Origin of the sequence: Streptomyces sp. DvalAA-14, from assembly GCF_900091855.1 — a bacterium.
Lineage (GTDB): Bacteria > Actinomycetota > Actinomycetes > Streptomycetales > Streptomycetaceae > Actinacidiphila.
Map to the genome: position 1 here is coordinate 1 of NZ_FMCH01000259.1, position 2511 is coordinate 2511.

1 protein-coding gene is annotated in these 2511 nt (G+C 75.1%); it reads right to left on the minus strand.

The annotated features are described in order from the left end of the window. Positions 1-106 precede the first annotated feature (106 nt). A partial coding sequence (locus GA0115240_RS13445; protein ID WP_093736912.1) for a glycoside hydrolase family 2 protein occupies positions 107-2511 on the minus strand: 2405 nt, incomplete at its 5' end.

Sequence of the window (2511 nt, forward strand, 5' to 3'; positions counted from 1 at the left end):
CCTGCCCCGCGGGCCCCCGATCGGGGCGCCCCGGATCCCGCGGCCGGCCCAGGCCCCCGCGGGCGTCGGTCACCCCGGCCCGCGGAGCGGCCCCCGCGTCTTCGTGTCACGGGTGCGGCGCGTCCTGTCCGGCCCGGTCACCGCCCGGGATCGCCGCGTTGACGCAGTACAGCGCTGCCGCGGCGGCCTGCGGGGTGGGCCGGGGCCAGCCCCGGACGGTGATGGTCACACTCTCGCCGGGCAGCAGGGTAGTCAGGCCGCGGTCGGCGGTGGCCGCGGGGTCGAGCCGGTCGGCCTGGAGGAGCAGGTCGCGCAGCAGGGTGCGGGCGGTGACGGTGACCTCGGCGGTGTCGCCGGCGGCGGTCACCGCGAGGTCCCAGCGGGGCCGCGGGTAGGCGAAGTCCTTGTCGCGCACCGCGAACCACAGGGCGCGCCGGCCGTCGGCCTCGAAGGTGAGCAGTTCCCGGTCGCTGCCGGTCGCCGGGCGCAGTTCCGGCGGTACGGGCAGGGTGGCGACGGTGCGGGCGGCCGCGGCGAACGGCAGCCGGGCCTCGGCGAGCACCGTGCCGTCCACCGCGATCCTGCGCAGCACCGCGGTGCCCGACCAGTCCCGGGCACTGTGGTTGACCAGCGCCCCGGCCAGGCCGCCCGGACGCGGCTGCAGGGTCACCAGCCGGTCGGCGTAGAGCCGCTTCAGCTCGTGGTAGAGCGGCTTTTCCCGCTCGTCGCCGTCGATGGCGGCCCAGGAGGTCACCGGCCAGCAGTCGTTGAGCTGCCAGACGATGGTGCCGGCGCAGTCGGGCCAGTGCGAGCGCCAGTGCTCGATGCCGGTGGCGACGGCGCGCGCCTGGTTGACCTGGGTGAGGTAGTGCCAGGTGTCGAAGTCGGCCGGCGCCGGGAAGTGCCGGGCCAGGCCGCGGGCGAGCTTGCCGTTGCCGTCGCCGGCCTTCTGGTGGTGCAGCATGCCGGGTGAGTCCGGGGTCAGCGGTCGGTCGCTGATCGCGCGGCGCGCGGTGGCGAAGGCGGGCGGGGCCTGCCAGCCGAACTCGGCGACGAAGCGCGGCACGCTGTCGCGGTAGTCGGTGTAGTCGGTGCGGTTCCACACGTCCCAGGAGTGGGCGGTGCCGTGGCCGGGGTCGTTGGGGTGGTGGTTCCAGGAGCCGGACCAGGGGCTGCCGGCCCAGTACGGCCGGGTGGGGTCGGTCTCGGCGACGATCCGCGGCAGCAGGCCGAGGTAGTAGCCCTCGCCCCAGGAGTCGCCGGCCAGGTCCGGCTCCCACTCCCAGTCGCGAAAGCCCCACAGATTCTCGTTGTTGCCGTTCCACAGGACGAGGCTGGGGTGCGGGGCGAGCCGGGTGATGTTCTCCCGGGCCTCGGCCTCGATCTCGCCGCGCAGCGGCTGCTCCTCGGGGTAGGCCGCGCAGGCGAACAGGAAGTCCTGCCAGACCAGCAGGCCGAGTTCGTCGCAGGCGTCGTAGAAGTCGTCGCTCTCGTAGAGGCCGCCGCCCCAGACCCGGACCAGGTCCACGCCGGCCGCGGCGGCCTGGGTGAGGCGGCGCCGGTAGCGGGCCGCGTCGATCCGGGTGGGCAGGGCGTCGTCGGGGATCCAGTTGACGCCGCGGGCGAAGACGGGGGTGCCGTTGACGACCAGGGTGAAGGCGCTGCCGCGCTCGTCGGGGGCGGTGTCCAGGGTGACGGTGCGGAAGCCGATCCGGCGCTGCCAGTGGTCCAGTCGGGCGGCGCCGGCCCCTGCGGCGGCGCTGTCCAGCAAGGTGACCTCGCAGTCGTACAGCAGCTGTTCGCCGTAGCCGCGCGGCCACCACAGGTCCGGGTCGGGTACGTCGGCGCTGACGCTGAGCCGGTCGGCGCCGGCCGGCACCGCGGTCTCGACAAGGACGGCCCCCACCCGCAGCCGCACGGTCAGTTCGCGGTCGGCGCCGGTGGCGGTGCGCTCCAGTTCCAGCCGGATCTCGACCCGGCCGGCGCGGCCGGCCACCGTGACCAGCGGGGTGACCCGGGCCAGCCGGGCGGTGGACCAGTGCTCGAGCCGGACCGGCTTCCAGATGCCGGCGGTCACCAGGGTCGGTCCCCAGTCCCAGCCGAAGGAGCAGGCCATCTTGCGGATGTACTGGAACGGTTCGGGGTAGGCGTTCGGCCGGTCGCCGACCAGCGCGCGGACCCGATCGGCCTCGGTGTAGGCCGAGGTGAAGGCGACCGTCAGCGCGGTCGGTTCGGTGGCCTCGGCGGCATCGGTGGCGTCGGCGCCGAGCCGGTCGGTGACGTCGAAGCGGTGGGCGCGGTGCATGTTGCGGGTGGTGCCGAGCAGGGCCGCGCCCAGGCGGATCTCGGCGACGGTGTCGAGTCCGTCGAAGACCAGGTCGGTCCGCTCGTGCGCGGTCTCGCGGGGCGGGAGCACCGTCTGGTAGGTCCAGTCGGCGCGGCCGACCCAGGCCGCCCCGGTCTCGTTGCGGTCCAGGAACGGGTCGGCGAGCAGGCCGGCGGCCATCAGGT